Annotated in this window: 16 protein-coding genes and 3 tRNA genes; 14 read left to right on the forward strand and 5 right to left on the reverse strand. The window is 50.0% G+C overall.

The genetic code is table 11. The annotated features are described in order from the left end of the window. Nucleotides 1–272 precede the first annotated feature (272 nt). Nucleotides 273–995 carry a transcriptional regulator SdiA gene (gene sdiA / locus JKP81_RS03495; RefSeq protein ID WP_200550607.1) on the forward strand — a complete coding sequence of 241 codons (723 nt, stop codon included), beginning with the start codon at nt 273–275 and terminating at the stop codon, nt 993–995. A gap of 67 nt (nt 996–1062) precedes the next feature. On the opposite strand, the gene JKP81_RS03500 is transcribed toward sdiA, so the two are convergent. After that, entirely contained in the window at nt 1063–1287 is a 225-nt protein-coding gene (locus JKP81_RS03500) for a DUF2594 family protein (protein ID WP_017458341.1), read from the reverse strand. 466 nt (nt 1288–1753) lie between these two features. Here JKP81_RS03500 and uvrY point away from each other — a divergent pair, with 466 nt between their 5' ends. From uvrY to JKP81_RS03530, 6 genes are all read left to right on the forward strand, one after another. After that, complete coding sequence (uvrY, locus tag JKP81_RS03505; protein WP_017458339.1) at nt 1754–2410, forward strand: UvrY/SirA/GacA family response regulator transcription factor; 657 nt, start codon at nt 1754–1756, stop codon at nt 2408–2410. Continuing rightward, nucleotides 2407–4239, forward strand: a complete 1833-nt coding sequence (gene uvrC / locus JKP81_RS03510) for an excinuclease ABC subunit UvrC (protein WP_200550608.1) — start codon at nt 2407–2409, stop codon at nt 4237–4239. The genes uvrY and uvrC overlap by 4 nt, the downstream gene beginning before the upstream one ends. A gap of 56 nt (nt 4240–4295) precedes the next feature. Next, complete coding sequence (gene pgsA / locus JKP81_RS03515) at nt 4296–4844, forward strand: CDP-diacylglycerol--glycerol-3-phosphate 3-phosphatidyltransferase (protein WP_017458337.1); 549 nt, start codon at nt 4296–4298, stop codon at nt 4842–4844. Between the two features lie 149 nt (nt 4845–4993). Then, a tRNA-Gly gene (locus JKP81_RS03520) sits at nt 4994–5069 on the forward strand. Between the two features lie 54 nt (nt 5070–5123). Further along, nucleotides 5124–5197: transfer RNA gene (locus JKP81_RS03525), tRNA-Cys, on the forward strand. 13 nt (nt 5198–5210) lie between these two features. Next, a tRNA-Leu gene (locus JKP81_RS03530) sits at nt 5211–5297 on the forward strand. A 393-nt stretch (nt 5298–5690) separates the two neighbouring features. Here JKP81_RS03530 and tyrP read toward each other — a convergent pair. Next, nucleotides 5691–6902 (reverse strand): tyrosine transporter TyrP, encoded by a 1212-nt coding sequence (gene tyrP, locus JKP81_RS03535; protein ID WP_200551060.1) that lies wholly within the window; start codon nt 6900–6902, stop codon nt 5691–5693. Between the two features lie 240 nt (nt 6903–7142). Here tyrP and JKP81_RS03540 point away from each other — a divergent pair, with 240 nt between their 5' ends. Together JKP81_RS03540 and JKP81_RS03545 are read left to right on the forward strand one after the other, a co-directional pair. Beyond that, nucleotides 7143–7484, forward strand: coding sequence for a hypothetical protein (locus JKP81_RS03540; RefSeq protein WP_200550609.1), 342 nt, complete (start codon nt 7143–7145; stop codon nt 7482–7484). Between the two features lie 66 nt (nt 7485–7550). After that, nucleotides 7551–7790, forward strand: a complete 240-nt coding sequence (locus JKP81_RS03545) for a YecH family metal-binding protein (protein ID WP_131409484.1) — start codon at nt 7551–7553, stop codon at nt 7788–7790. Between the two features lie 39 nt (nt 7791–7829). Here JKP81_RS03545 and ftnA read toward each other — a convergent pair whose 3' ends face one another. Together ftnA and yecR are read right to left on the reverse strand one after the other, a co-directional pair. After that, complete coding sequence (gene ftnA / locus JKP81_RS03550) at nt 7830–8327, reverse strand: non-heme ferritin (RefSeq protein WP_017458333.1); 498 nt, start codon at nt 8325–8327, stop codon at nt 7830–7832. Nucleotides 8328–8533: 206 nt separating this feature from the next. Then, entirely contained in the window at nt 8534–8866 is a 333-nt protein-coding gene (yecR, locus tag JKP81_RS03555) for a YecR family lipoprotein (protein WP_025263568.1), read from the reverse strand. Nucleotides 8867–9103: 237 nt separating this feature from the next. Between yecR and JKP81_RS03560 the strand changes: the two genes are divergently transcribed. Next, complete coding sequence (locus JKP81_RS03560) at nt 9104–9742, forward strand: RpiB/LacA/LacB family sugar-phosphate isomerase (protein WP_017458331.1); 639 nt, start codon at nt 9104–9106, stop codon at nt 9740–9742. Nucleotides 9743–9795: 53 nt separating this feature from the next. Here the strand turns inward: JKP81_RS03560 and JKP81_RS03565 are convergent, their stop codons facing one another. Further along, nucleotides 9796–11220 (reverse strand): MFS transporter, encoded by a 1425-nt coding sequence (locus tag JKP81_RS03565; RefSeq protein ID WP_200550610.1) that lies wholly within the window; start codon nt 11218–11220, stop codon nt 9796–9798. A gap of 213 nt (nt 11221–11433) precedes the next feature. On the opposite strand from JKP81_RS03565, the gene azuC reads away from it, so the two are divergent. The 4 genes from azuC (at nt 11434) to JKP81_RS03585 (ending at nt 13864) form a co-directional block, all read left to right on the forward strand. Next, nucleotides 11434–11517: a stress response protein AzuC gene (azuC, locus tag JKP81_RS03570; RefSeq protein ID WP_017458329.1), complete on the forward strand. Its 84-nt coding sequence runs from the start codon at nt 11434–11436 to the stop codon at nt 11515–11517. A 122-nt stretch (nt 11518–11639) separates the two neighbouring features. Continuing rightward, nucleotides 11640–11891: a DUF2766 family protein gene (locus JKP81_RS03575; RefSeq protein ID WP_017458328.1), complete on the forward strand. Its 252-nt coding sequence runs from the start codon at nt 11640–11642 to the stop codon at nt 11889–11891. Nucleotides 11892–12008: 117 nt separating this feature from the next. Then, nucleotides 12009–12566, forward strand: a complete 558-nt coding sequence (locus JKP81_RS03580) for a DJ-1 family glyoxalase III (RefSeq protein WP_200550611.1) — start codon at nt 12009–12011, stop codon at nt 12564–12566. Between the two features lie 317 nt (nt 12567–12883). After that, nucleotides 12884–13864 (forward strand): arabinose ABC transporter substrate-binding protein, encoded by a 981-nt coding sequence (locus tag JKP81_RS03585; protein ID WP_131409492.1) that lies wholly within the window; start codon nt 12884–12886, stop codon nt 13862–13864. The last annotated feature ends 70 nt before the right edge of the window (nt 13865–13934 follow it).

Below are 13934 nucleotides of genomic sequence, written 5' to 3' on the forward strand. Positions count from 1 at the left end.
TCAGCGCCCATTTCGGCTGAATCGCGTTTATTTAACTTAAGTTAAATTATCTGGATTTATTACATACAGGTTTTGCAGGGATATTTCCCGACCTTCTGCCGTGCGCCTGAAACGCCAGCCAGTTATTCCCTCCTGAAGATGCCGTTAACGCTGGCGTTAAACGCAACTTATTTCCAGATGTATCGATATTTTATATTTATAATTAAGTTTTATGTGTTAGCTTATTGTATACAAAATAATGATTATTAAAACCAGGGGTATTACCGGTCGGTATGCAGGATATAGAATTCTTTACCTGGCGTCGTGACATGATGTCGCGGTTCCAGGAGATGACAACATCCCAGGATGTTTATTCCGAATTACAGCGGCAGACACAGCTGCTGGAATTTGATTATTTTTCGCTTTGCGTTCGCCACCCGGTGCCTTTTACCCGGCCGAAGTTGAGCGTTGAAACCTCTTATCCACAAGCGTGGATGCAGCATTATCAGGCAGAGAACTACTTTGCTATTGACCCGGTGCTGAAGGCTGAAAACTTCATTCAGGGACATCTTCCCTGGAATGACAAACTCTTTCGCGATGCCACGGTATTGTGGGATGCAGCCCGGGATCACGGATTGCGCAAAGGTATTTCGCAGTGCCTGATGTTGCCCAATCATGCAATGGGTTTTTTATCCGTGTCGCGCACCAGCCTGTTTGGCAAAATGATGTCGGATGATGAAATAGAATTGCGTCTGCAGACGCTGGTGCAGTTAAGCCTGCTGGCATTAACGCGTCTGGAAGATCAGATGGTGCTGGCGCCTGAAATGAAATTCAGTAAGCGTGAACGTGAAATTCTCAAGTGGACGGCGGAAGGTAAAACATCTGCAGAGATCGCGATGATTTTATCCATATCCGAAAATACCGTTAATTTTCATCAAAAAAATATGCAGAAGAAATTTAATGCGCCGAACAAAACACAGATCGCATGCTACGCAGCGGCGACAGGGATGATTTAATTGTCCCTTATGTTTTGCCCGGCAAAGATAGCCAGCTGACAAAGTTATTTTGGCAGCCGGTTATTATTTACTGGCGATAGGCTTGTTTAATTTGCTTAACAGTACCGGAAAATACCGCCGCCTGAGCTTCGTCTTCCATTTGTTCGATTTGCTTTTCCATTTTAAGGATAACGCGTCCAGCGTCTGCCTGGCCCATGGCCTGCAGCATCAGCGTAATCATTGATTTCAGGCAGGAGACTTCCAGCGCCAGTTCCTTTGCATTATCAGCAGTGGAAAAATCAGGTGTGCTCAATTTATTTTCCTCGTTACGGTGTCGCGCACGTGCGCGACGGACACTGTCAAAGCGGCGGAGTATACCATAATGCTGGCAAAAGAAAGCAGTGGTTGTTTTTTGATCATCGCTTTCAGTTTATTAAATTAAACCTGACGGTAATAAGCCTTGCTGTTTTTAATTATCGAAGAATATATGTTGAAGCAAGGTTTAGAGGCAGTTAATTGTTGTTACATGCGAAGCGTGCTAATAATCATATCTGCAAATACAATTTTTGAGTAACACTTTGAAAAGCAGGACTAAAACTTTTTTAGCGCTGCGCTTGAAAAGATCGCGAAACTTTCCACGCTCTGTACAACTTAATTTCCAAAAACGCGAACAAAATCGAAAGTTACTGGTTTTTTAACCTTTCACAGTTAGATGAAAAAAAGTTAATATACGGTGAATTAGGCTTTTGTCGCGTTATCCCTATTCCGGAGATACTCCATTGATCAACGTACTACTTGTTGATGACCATGAACTGGTGCGCGCAGGGATACGACGCATTCTTGAAGACATTAAGGGCATAAAAGTTATCGGCGAAGTCAACTGTGGGGAAGATGCCATTAAATGGTGTCGCGCCAATACGGTTGATGTCGTCCTGATGGATATGAATATGCCCGGTATCGGCGGCCTTGAAGCGACGCGGAAAATCGCGCGTGGTAGTGCTGATACCAAAGTGATTATGCTTACTGTCCACACTGAAAACCCACTGCCCGCGAAAGTGATGCAGGCGGGTGCAGCAGGATATCTCAGCAAAGGCGCCGCGCCGCAGGAAATGGTGAACGCTATCCGCTCGGTGCAGTCTGGTCAGCGCTATATCGCTTCCGACATTGCTCAGCAAATGGCGCTTAGCCAAATCGAACCCGAAAAAACGGACTCGCCGTTCGACAGTTTGTCTGAACGTGAATTGCAGATTATGCTGATGATCACCAAAGGCCAGAAGGTCAATGAGATCTCAGAACAGCTACATCTGAGCCCAAAAACGGTGAATAGCTACCGCTATCGTATGTTCAGCAAATTGAACATTCACGGCGACGTCGAACTGACGCACCTCGCTATTCGCCACGGGTTGTGCAATGCGGAGACGTTAATAAGTCAGTGACTGAAGTTTTTGATTCGAAAGCATTTCTCAAAACGGTTACCAGTAAACCCGGCGTCTATCGTATGTATGACGCCGGTGGAACTGTTATCTATGTCGGTAAAGCGAAAGACCTGAAAAAGCGGCTTTCCAGCTATTTTCGCAGCAACCTTGCCTCGCGCAAAACGGAAGCGCTGGTCGCACAGATCCAACAGATTGATGTCACCGTTACGCATACGGAAACCGAAGCGCTGTTGCTTGAGCATAACTACATCAAGCTCTACCAGCCCCGGTATAACGTGCTGCTGCGTGACGATAAATCCTACCCGTTTATTTTTCTTAGCGGTGATACGCATCCTCGTCTTTCCATGCATCGCGGCGCGAAGCATGCGAAAGGGGAGTACTTCGGGCCTTTTCCGAACGGCTATGCCGTGCGCGAGACGCTGGCGTTGCTGCAGAAAATTTTCCCTGTTCGCCAGTGCGAGAACAGTGTCTATCGCAACCGTTCGCGTCCCTGCCTGCAATACCAGATTGGCCGCTGCCTTGGGCCGTGTGTCGCCGGGTTGGTCAGCGAAGAGGAGTATGCGCAGCAGGTTGACTATGTGCGCCTCTTTCTTGCCGGTAAAGATGATCAGGTAATGACTCAGCTTATCGCTCGCATGGAAAAAGCCAGTCAGGCGCTGGAGTTTGAAGAAGCGGCCCGTGTCCGCGACCAGATTCAGGCCGTGCGCCGCGTAACGGAAAAACAGTTCGTTTCTAATACTGGCGACGATTTGGACGTTATCGGCGTGGCTTTTGATGCCGGAATGGCCTGCGTGCATGTGCTGTTTATCCGTCAGGGAAAAGTGCTTGGCAGTCGCAGCTATTTCCCGAAAGTGCCGGGCGGGACCGAGCTTGGCGAAGTAGTGGAAACCTTTGTTGGTCAGTTCTACTTGCAGGGTAGCCAGATGCGTACCTTGCCGGGTGAAATTTTGCTCGATTTCAACTTGAGCGATAAAACACTGCTGAGCGACTCACTTTCCGAACTCGCTGGCCGGCGGGTGAATGTGCAAACCAAACCGCGCGGCGACCGCGCGCGTTACCTTAAGCTGGCGCGTACCAACGCCGCCACGGCGCTGGCAACCAAACTTTCTCAGCAATCGACTGTTCACCAGCGGCTTGCTGCGCTGGCCAGCGTGCTGGAGTTGCCGGAAGTGAAACGCATGGAGTGTTTCGATATCAGCCACATGATGGGTGAACAAACCGTGGCCTCATGCGTCGTGTTTGATGCCAATGGGCCGTTGCGGGCGGAATATCGACGCTACAACATCAGTGGTATCACGCCGGGTGATGATTACGCGGCGATGAATCAGGTGCTGCGGCGCCGCTACGGTAAAGCGATTGAAGAGAGCAAAATCCCTGATGTGATCCTCATCGATGGCGGTAAAGGGCAGTTAGGGCAGGCGAAAGCCGTTTTTGCCGAACTGGATGTGGCGTGGGATAAAAATAAACCTTTGCTGCTGGGTGTGGCGAAAGGGGCCGATCGTAAAGCGGGTCTGGAAACGTTGTTCTTCGAGCCGGAAGGGGAGGGTTTTAGTCTGCCGCCTGACTCGCCAGCGTTGCACGTTATCCAGCATATTCGCGATGAGTCGCACGATCACGCCATCAGCGGACACCGCAAAAAACGCGCGAAGGTCAAAAACACAAGTTCACTGGAAACCATTGAAGGTGTCGGGCCGAAGCGACGTCAGATGTTGTTAAAATACATGGGCGGTTTACAAGGTTTAATCAATGCAAGTATTGATGAAATCTCAAAAGTGCCGGGGATCTCGCAAGGACTGGCAGAAAAGATCTACTACTCGTTGAAACATTAAGGGCTCTGTAGCACCATAGAGCGAATATTTACGGACAACAGACAGTTAACGCCACTATGCGATTTAATATCCCTACGTTGCTCACTCTATTTCGTGTCATCCTGATCCCGTTTTTCGTGCTGGCGTTTTATCTTCCCTTTCCATGGGCGCCGTTTGTTTGTGCGCTGATCTTCTGTTGTGCTGCGGTAACCGACTGGTTTGACGGTTTTCTCGCGCGTCGCTGGAATCAAAGCACCCGCTTTGGTGCCTTCCTCGACCCTGTTGCTGACAAAGTGCTGGTCGCGATTGCGATGGTGCTGGTCGCAGAACACTATCACAGCTGGTGGGTGACGCTGCCTGCGGCAACGATGATCGCACGAGAGATCATTATTTCTGCGCTGCGTGAATGGATGGCGGAAATGGGTAAGCGCAGTCGTGTGGCTGTTTCATGGATTGGTAAAGTCAAAACCACGTCGCAGATGGTCGCCCTGGTATGGCTCCTCTGGCGTCCGAATATCTGGGTTGAATATGCTGGCATTGCGCTGTTTTTCGTTGCTGCAGTGTTAACGCTGTGGTCAATGCTGCAATACCTCAACGCTGCGCGTGGCGATCTGCTTGAACCGTGATCGTTTCGTCGCAATTTTCAGCAAACGATCCCGGTTTTGAAAAATATCGTTGACTCAGTGCGTCAGGTAAGTAGAATGCAACGCATCGGAAGGCAGCTTAGCTCGCCAGATGATTGTAAAATCAAGAGATTACAACAAATCTTGATAATGCGGGAATAGCTCAGTTGGTAGAGCACGACCTTGCCAAGGTCGGGGTCGCGAGTTCGAGTCTCGTTTCCCGCTCCAGTTTAACGCATCGGCTATATTAGCGGGTGTGGGTTGAAAAACCTGTAGTATTCAGGCGCGTTAGCAAAGCGGTTATGTAGCGGATTGCAAATCCGTCTAGTCCGGTTCGACTCCGGAACGCGCCTCCAATTTCCTTCCCGAGCCCGGATGGTGGAATCGGTAGACACAAGGGATTTAAAATCCCTCGGCGTTCGCGCTGTGCGGGTTCAAGTCCCGCTCCGGGTACCATGGGAAAACAAGAATAAAATCAATGATAAGCAGTGTCGTGAAACCGCCCTTAAAGGCGGTTTTTTTATGCCTGTTTTCCAGCCTTCGCCATCCTTTCGCCATTCGGTTTCATATTATGAAGAGGGCACCTGCAAACCACCGGAATTACTGAAACCTTGCGGTTGTATCTCACCTCTGTTGCTACGTGAAATTTCCCTCTTTCATTTCGCGTTTCTCCTGGAGTGGTAACTGGTCCGTGCATTTGCTGGTGCGAGTAAGTTTCATCGTACTTATGCGACGGAAAGCTTCTGCAAAAACGTCTTGAGGAGTGACAAGATGCGAGCCATTAACGAGGGGAAAAGCGGTGCAAGCATGTACATTGAACATGCCAGCACTCGCACTTTGTAGCGGTGATTAACCGACTTCCGGCAACAACCCGGCGACGATAGAGAACTGAATAACAATAATCGCGATGCCGCAGGCAAAAATCAGACACAGCGCCGGTTTGCCGCCGGGCACGCGATAACCGCTTTGCGGATGATGCTTGCGGCTTTGCCATGCCAGCATTGAAGGCAATAACAGCGCCAGCACGGAAAGTGCAACACCGGCATAGCCCAACGCCATTACAAAGCCACGCGGATAAAACAGCGCGAACGCCAGCGGTGGCAGAAAAGTGATAGCGCCTGTCTGTAAACGCCCTGCGACAGTGTTGCGACGCTGAAACAAATCGGCAAGGTAGTCAAACAGACCGAGCGATACACCAAGGAAAGAGGTTGCTAGCGCCAGGTCGGCAAACAGATGTACCGCTAACTCAACGTGTGGCGACGCCACCACTTCGCGTAATGCCTGCAACAGACCGTTAAGCCCTGCCTGGCTGGCGAGCAGTCCGATAAAGGTCGAAGAATCAATACTGCCAAGCGTTGCCAGTTGCCAGAAAATATAGGCCACCAGCGGGATGGCGCTGCCGGTGATAAACACCCGGCGCAGCTTACGAATATTTCCGCCCATATAACTGACGATGCTTGGGACGCTGCCGTGAAAACCAAACGAGGTAAAAATGACCGGAATGGCAGACAGCGCCAGCCCTTTTTCCAGCGGCATGGTCAGCAAATTAGCCTTATGGATATGCGGCATTAGCAGCGCCAGCATCACAACCAGGAACAAGAGCTTGGCGCTGAACAGGAAACGGTTAAACAGGTCGACCAGGGAGGTTCCTGCGCACACTACGCCACCGGCAACGAGAGTGAACAGCAACACGCCGGCAATGAGCGAAAGCGACAAGTTAAGCCACGCACTGATGCTTGCTGCCAGCAATTCACCTGCGCCGCTAATATATGCCGCCGTCAGCGCATACATCAAAAACACCATGCTAAAGCCCGTCACCCACTGACCATATTTCCCCAGATAACGTCGGGCCAGCGATCCAAGCCCGGTATCTGCCGGAACATGCTGATAAACCTCCAGCAGAAGAAGGGCGGTGTAACACATCACTGCCCATAAGGCGAAAAGTAAAACAAAAGTGGTTGCAAAACCTACGCCTGCCGCTGCCAGCGGCATTGCCAGCATTCCCGCGCCGATGGTTGTTCCGGCGACGATAAAAACACTACCCAGTGTTCGATTCTTCACGCTTTCCTCTGTAATAAAACACACTGCCAGCTCAAGATGCGGCGCAGAGTAAGGCAATTCAGTGATTTCGTCAAACAACCGGTACATGAACTGTATTCATTTCTTTACGAGGGGTTTTCTTAGGGCGTCTGCACGGAGAAATTGTCGGATTTGCCTACTTCATCAGGAGGATGTTTTTACGTAACAATTCAGCGTAGCTTAAAAAATATTATAAATTTTCAAAAATACTGAGGATTGGCAATGCCGGAGACTAATCCCTTCACAGCACGATGGACGCGCAGCGGCAACCTGCTTTGTCACGGTCACTGGGAAATTAGCTGGCAAGGGGCAGAGATAACATTGCCAGAGCCTCGCCAGGAAAAGGATATGGGGACGTGGGCAATCTATTCGATCATTGACCCGGATGATGAAACCTTCGCTCAGGGCTTGCCGGAAGATGAGTGGATTATTGACAGCGTCGACTGGCTGACCGATCTGTTTTACGCAAATGGTATCCCGCTGGAAACCGCAAATTATCGCTACTTTTACCATGCCGTGAATAAGCAAGACTGGCGTTGTACCAGCTGTGCCGGATGCATGTAAACCTGTTTTAGCGCAACACCCGCTTAAAATGTTGAGTTTATGATGCATCTTTTTCGGGGAGGAATTATGACATCCATTCACGGTCATGAAGTGTTGAATATGATGATTGAAACAGGCGAGCGCTACTCAAACGAGAGTCTGACGGCGGCAATTATTCATCGGTTTGGCGAAGCGGCGCGTTTTCATACCTGCTCAGCGGAAGGAATGACGGCGGCTGAACTGGTCGCATTTCTGGCGTCACGTGGAAAGTTTATTCCGGCGGAAGAGGGTTTTTCTACTCACGAAAGTAAAATCTGCAAGCATTAATAAAAAGGCGGTAAAGAATTTTCTTTACCGCCCGTAATATTAGTTTTGTGTGTCCAGCGTCGCCAGTTCTTTATCGATGAAATAGAGACCTTCGCCGCTTTTACCTGCCAGTGTTAATTTATCAATCACTGATTTAAACAGTTTTTCTTCTTCATGCTGTTCCGCCACATACCATTGCAGGAAATTAAATGTTGGATAATCCTGAGTGGTCATCGCAACATGCGCCAGTTCGTTAATTTTTTGCGTGATCAGTTGTTCATGTTCGTACGTTGCGCGGAACAGAACGTCGAGCGAAGCATAATCAGCCACCGGCGATTCAATGGTATTGATACGTGGCAGGCTTCCGGTGTCCGTCAGGTAATCAAACAGGCGCTGCATATGCGTCATCTCTTCCTGTGCGTGACGACGCAGAAACGCGGCCGCACCTTCAAAACTATGGTAGCTGCACCAGGCGCTCATCTGCTGATAAAGCAGGGAAGAAAACAGTTCAAGATTCATTTGTTCATTTAATTTTTCGATCATCTCTGCTTTTAACATGGCGCGGCTCCATAAATATAATTATCAGGCGAAAGGAGCGCTCACTATAATTTGTTATTTAATTATTTGCAAAAGGTAAAATAAAAAATAAGTATTTTAAGAAGAGAATGAGAATAACACGCATTGGCGGAAATTAATTAAATAAATGAGAATTGTTTTTATTTTAATAAAAAGATAAGCCAGTAGAATTATACTGGCTTAAGAATTTACCAGGTCGGTTTGGTTTGCGTAAACGCCACGCCACGGCACTGGTATTGAATGGTCACTTTCGTATTCATACAGACCGACCCGCTAATCAGGCTGCAGGTTTGCACTGGCTGACCGTAAGGTACTGCGGTGGCATAACCCATTTGCTGGCACTGTTTATTAGCAGTTCCCTGCGCGGTGTAGGTGTCGTATTTTGCAGTTTGCATCATCGACTGGTTATAGCTCAGACGCACCAGACCGCTGATGGTATCCACGCTACTGACTTCCGCTTGTTTCGTCATCGTGCATCCCGCGAGCAGGAGCAGCGAGGCGGCTACAACTATTCTCTTCATGAAATCACTCTGTTTCATTTTGGCATGATCTCATCTTATCGCGTTGATTTGCAGGCAATCGACAGAATAACCCGCCGAACAGCCTCTACTAATCGCGACGGCATTGCACGAAGAGCAAAAACTGTGAGCCTGCTTCTGATTTTTAAAACCATTTTTCATTAAATTTGAAAGTATGTTTGTCAGGTAGTAAGGTTTACCCAACCTTTGCTATCTGAAGCATGTCACAGGAGATCTAAAATGAAAATTGCACTGATGATGGAAAACAGCCAGGCGGCGAAAAACGCCATCATCCTCAAAGAGCTGAAGACGGTTGCCGATGAGAAAGATTTCCCGGTATTTAACGTCGGGATGAGCGATGAGAACGACCACCATCTGACCTATATCCACCTTGGTATTATGGCCAGTATTTTGCTGAATGCCAAAGCAGTGGATTTCGTTGTAACCGGCTGTGGCACAGGCCAGGGCGCGCTGATGTCACTGAATATTCACCCGGGTGTGGTGTGCGGTTACTGTATCGATCCGGCGGATGCTTTCCTGTTCGCGCAGATCAACAACGGTAACGCACTGGCGCTCCCGTTCGCGAAAGGTTTTGGCTGGGGCGCGGAACTGAACGTGCGCTTTATCTTTGAGAAAGCCTTTACTGGCCGCAAAGGGGAGGGTTACCCGCCGGAGCGCAAAGAACCGCAGGTGCGCAACGCGGGTATTCTGAACCAGGTCAAAGCGGCAGTGGTAAAAGAGAACTATCTCGATACGCTGCGTGCCATCGACCGTGAACTGGTGAAAACCGCCGTTTCTGGTGAGCGTTTCCAGAAGTGCTTCTTTGAAAACTGCCAGAATAAAGAGATTGAAGCCTTCGTTCGCGAAGTCCTCGCCTGATAATAAAAAAGCCGCAACGTCTGTTGCGGCTTTCTTCTTTTGCCTTTCCTGCATCAGGCTTTCTGTTTACGCGACACGGCGCTACCCGCATCCTTTGTTAGCCGCAGTGTATCAATCATGCCCACCAGGCAAATCAGTGCAATAAACACAAACGCCAGTCGAAAGCTGATCCCCTCAACGGCGGTTATGTGCAACCACGTACTGACATGCTCACCAATGCGAATACCAATTGCACCCAGCGTAATGCCTAAGCCCACCGCTAATTGTGTTGCCGTGCTGAATAACGTGTTGGCATAACTCATTTGCGGCGACGGTACATCGGCAAATGCCAGCGTGCTGACGCCGGTGAACTGCACCGAACGGAACACGCCGCCGAGATAAAGGATCACAAATGTCAGCCACACCGGTGTATGTGCAGTCAATAATGCGCAGGCCAACAGCGCCAGCACATTGAGCGCGCCATTGATTAACAGTAGCTTTTTGAAACCCAGCCAGCGGATAAGCGGCGTAGTGGCAGGTTTGATGGAAAGATTACCGGCAAACACCGCCAGCACTAACAACCCGGCGTGGAACGGATCCATGCCGAATCCGACCTGAAACAGCAGCGGCAGCAAAAACGGCACGGCGCTAATTGAGGCGCGAAACAGTGAACCGCCGTACATGGTTACGCGAAATGTCGGCACTTTCATGGCGTCGAGGCGGATCATCGGCCACGTCGCACGCCGGAAATGGCGCAGGGTAAAAATAAGCGTCAGCGCGCCGAGTACCAGCAAACCAATGGTTAACGTGCCTTGCAGATGTTCAGAACCCAACGCCTCCATGGCGTACACCAGGCTGACCATTGCCACAGACGTGGCAATAAAACCCGGCAAGTCGAATGGACGGCGCTCCTCCTCGCGGATATTGGGGATAATGCGTAACGCCAGCGCAATCGCCAGCAGGCCCAGCGGCACATTAATAAAGAAGATCCAGCGCCAGTTGGCGTAGTGGGTAATAAAACCGCCGAGCGGTGGGCCAATAATAGGCGCGACCAGCGCGGGCCAGGTCAGCGTGGCAATAGCGGTAATAAGCTGGTGTTTCGGTGTGGTACGCAACACCGCGAGGCGGCCGACCGGGACCATTAACGCACCGCCGATACCTTGTAAAATCCGCATTGAGACAAACATATCAACGCTGGTCGACAGCCCGCAAAGCACCGAGGCGAGAGTAAAGATAGCTAGCGCCAGCGAGAAGACATTGCGCGCGCCAAAGCGGTCGGCAATCCAGCCGCTGGCGGGGATCAGCACCGCAAGCGTTATCAAATAGGCACTGATACCAATATTGAGCGCGACGGCCTCCACGCCAAAGGTTTTTGCCATATCTGGCAACGCCGTGGCGATCACCGTGCCGTCGATAAACTCCATAAAAAAAGCGCCGGCTACCAGTAGCGCAGCGGGAGAAAGACCTCCTGTCTTTCGCGAAAGGGTGTTTTCACTCATTGTGGGGCTGCCATTTGCAAAAATAATTGAAGGTGCTAAAAAATATTTTAGCGCGCTAACCGCAGGATTTATAATTGGATTTTTAACAAAGTTACCGCATTTTTGATTTTTGAAACGTGATTTCCATCACATTGAACTTGCTTTTTGTGATGCAGGTCATATTATATGCGCATTGAGACGTAACACCTGCATAACACATCGCCGGAGTAAAAGATGAAACTGCGTAAAATCCTGAAGCATATGTTTGAAACCTATTGCAAGACTTTCAAAGACGTACCGCCAGGCGCTATGTTCTGATGATAAAAAAACCTGCCGTGAGCAGGTTTTTTTATGTCCGCAATTCGGTGACAGAAGGGGACAAAACTACTCTTGCCTGATATTTCCCGCTACTATGACGCCCTTTAGTAAAGGAGCTTCATATGTCGCAAAATCTTTCTGCTGACCAGGAACTGGTCTCTGATGTCGTAGCCTGCCAGCTGGTCATTAAACAAATCCTTGATGTTATCGACGTTATCGCGCCGGTTGAAGTGCGTGAGAAAATGGCGAACCAGTTAAAAAGTATCGATTTTTCCACCCATCCGGCAGCCGCCGATCCGGTGACGCGCCGCGCTATCCAAAAAGCTATCGCTTTAATTGAACTGAAATTCACCCCGCAGGGCGAAGCGCACTGATTTTATTCTTGCTGTGTTGCGCCTGCTGGTCTGTGACACAGCGGGGATTTTGAAACGTTGTTTTGATCAACAATAACGCCACTGAATTCAACCAACCTTGCACAGAAGGAGTCGGGAATGAAAAAAGTGGCGGTGTTGTTAGCGCCCGGTTTTGAAGAAGCGGAAGCGATTATCACCATTGATATTTTGCGCCGCTTGCAGATAGAGGTCGAAACGCTGGCCTGTGCGGAATCCCGCGCGGTGGTCAGCTATCACAATATCCCCATGGTGGCAGACAGCACGCTGGCCGAGCGACAGCAAACGTTGTATGACGCCATTGTGCTGCCCGGCGGTCCGCAGGGCAGCGTCAACCTCGCCGCCAACCCGGCGGTGCTGCAATTTGTTGAACATCATGACGCGGCGGGCAAATTCATTTGCCCAATCTGTTCGGCCGCTGCGCGCGTACTGGGCGCTAACGGCTTACTGAAAGGTCGCCGCTATGTTTGCTCCGGCGATTTATATGAAAACGTGCGTGACGGCGAATACGTTGATGCGCCGGTGGTGGAGGATGGCAACCTGATCAGCGGCAAAGGTCTGGGGCTGGCTTTCGATTTTGCTTTAACGATAGCCGCGCGCCTGCAAGGGAACGAAATCGCAGCGCGAGATCACGCTGAGCATATCTACTATAGCTGGTGATTTTTCTGCCCGGATGCACCCTGTATCCGGGCACAAGGATAAGCTGGCTGATGTTATGGATTATTCTGCTTTTACCCCTCTTATTTGTCAGACAAAAACGGCTGATTTTATGTGATAAATCGCTGAATTTATGTACGGAATTACTGTAATTCAGCCGTGTGATGCCGCTCTCCTATGGAGAATCAATTTCCCGCTAAAACTATTTCCAGCACAGAGCTCCAGTGACGTATGGACTCTAATGCCTTGTTTTATGAACTTTTAAAAGAACCGCTGAGTTGTTTTCCCTACATAAAAGAATGCTAAAGCTGGAGTTTACCATGCACAAATTCACTAAAGCGTTGGCGGCCATCGGCCTGGCTGCCGTTATGTCACAATCCGCTATCGCTGAAACCATGAAGCTCGGATTTCTGGTTAAACAACCGGAAGAGCCATGGTTCCAGACGGAGTGGAGATTCGCCGACAAGGCAGGCAAAGATTTAGGTTTTGAAGTGATCAAAATCGCCGTTCCTGACGGCGAGAAAACCCTGAACGCCATTGATAGCCTGGCGGCCAGCGGCGCGAAAGGGTTTGTTATCTGTACTCCCGACCCGAAACTGGGTTCGGCAATTGTTGCCAAAGCTCGCGGCTACGATATGAAAGTCATCACCGTGGACGACCAGTTCGTCAACGCCAAAGGCGAGCCTATGACCTCGGTGCCGTTAGTGATGATGGCGGCGAGTGAGATTGGCGCACGCCAGGGTGATGAGTTGTACAAAGAGATGCAAAAACGCGGCTGGGATGTCAAACAGACCGGCGTGATGGCGATTACGGCTAACGAACTGGATACCGCTCGCCGCCGTACCACTGGCTCCATGGACGCGCTGAAAAAAGCCGGTTTCCCGGAAAAACAGATCTACCAGGTGCCGACGAAATCGAATGATATCCCCGGTGCGTTTGATGCCGGTAACTCCCTGCTGGTACAGCATCCGGAAGTGAAACACTGGCTGGTACTGGGCATGAATGACAACACAGTACTTGGCGGCGTGCGTGCAACGGAAGGGCAGGGCTTTAAAGCGGCGGACGTTATTGGTATCGGCATTAACGGCGTGGATGCGGTGAGCGAACTGTCCAAAGCACAGGCGACGGGCTTCTTCGGTTCTCTGCTGCCAAGCCCGGATGTTCACGGCTACAAAACCAGTGAGCTGCTGTATAACTGGGTGACCAAAGGCGTGGAGCCGCCGAAATTCACCGCCGTTACGGATGTGGTGTTGATCACCCGCGATAACTTCAAAGAAGAGCTGGCGAAAAAAGGACTGTAATTCTCTGTTGGTTGCGCTCCCCGCATAAGCGGGGAGCCAGACGTACAATGAACTGTTTTGCGGAGACGTT

It is taken from the genome of Kosakonia sp. LAM2021, from assembly GCF_016620385.1.
GTDB lineage: Bacteria > Pseudomonadota > Gammaproteobacteria > Enterobacterales > Enterobacteriaceae > Kosakonia > Kosakonia sacchari.